Source organism: Bacteroides muris (ex Fokt et al. 2023) (assembly GCF_024704895.1).
GTDB lineage: Bacteria > Bacteroidota > Bacteroidia > Bacteroidales > Bacteroidaceae > Bacteroides > Bacteroides muris.
This window is the reverse complement of the sequence record NZ_JAMZEE010000109.1, coordinates 1-756: the sequence shown is the minus strand read 5'-3', so window position 1 is coordinate 756 and position 756 is coordinate 1. Positions and strand designations below refer to the sequence as shown.

Genomic DNA, 756 nt, shown 5'->3' with positions numbered 1-756 from the left:
AACAGTATCAATTCAGTACATTATGGACAGAGGAATAATAACAATCAGTGAAACGGGTGTAGTCATTATGCCGACAGCACCCGTGTGGATGACACAATTTGAGATAGCCGACCTGTTCGGTGTGTTCTCATGCGATGTCCGCAAGGCGATTCATACCATTTACAAGAACAAGGAACTGAACGAATTGGACACGATGAAGTATCTCAAGCAACCGGATGGCATCAGTTATGACGTTTATGATATTGAAATGGTTATAGCCGTTGCATTCAGGATATGCAGTAAAGAGAGTATTTTGTTCAGGCAGTGTATAATCAGTAAAATGAGTGCAACCAAAGTAACATCTATAATAACATTGTTTGTTTCCTGCGTCAGAGGCGACAACCGATGGTATAGTTGAGGTTCATCCCGTCAGCTACCTGTTCCCGATGCTCGGATGCAAAGGTAGCGTGTGGCTTTGACGGCATTGGCAAGGTCAGGCGGCAGAGCCGTTTCGGACAGAATCTTCCTCAAACAAGTTCGAGCGTATTCAGCCCCAAAACCTTGCCACTGCCAGCCACACGCTTGAAAGGCATCCGGCAACGGAAACAAGCGACTGAGGGAAATCAGAAGAAAGAGAAGAAACGGCTTATAGACGAAGCTAAACATTGATACTTCATCCGTAAGCCGTTCCTTTTTTCTTTTGTAAACGTCCTTTTTTCCGCATACAATTACTATGTCGACTGTAAAACAACCGATTACAAAGTTCTTAGTACGCGA

General features: G+C 44.0%; 2 protein-coding genes. One reads left to right on the top strand and one right to left on the bottom strand.

All coding sequences use genetic code 11. From position 1 onward, the window contains the following. Positions 1-22: 22 nt before the first annotated feature. On the top strand, positions 23-397 hold the full coding sequence (locus tag M1B78_RS18455) for a hypothetical protein (RefSeq protein ID WP_257941498.1): 375 nt from the start codon (positions 23-25) through the stop codon (positions 395-397). An 11-nt stretch (positions 398-408) separates the two neighbouring features. Here M1B78_RS18455 and M1B78_RS18450 read toward each other — a convergent pair. Beyond that, on the bottom strand, positions 409-756 hold a 348-nt coding region (locus M1B78_RS18450; RefSeq protein WP_257941497.1), incomplete at its 5' end, for a hypothetical protein.

Excerpts from the sequence above, each read along its gene's own strand:
- M1B78_RS18455 (WP_257941498.1), top strand. The coding sequence starts at position 23 with ATGGACAGAGGAATAATAACAATCAGTGAAACGGGTGTAGTCATTATG.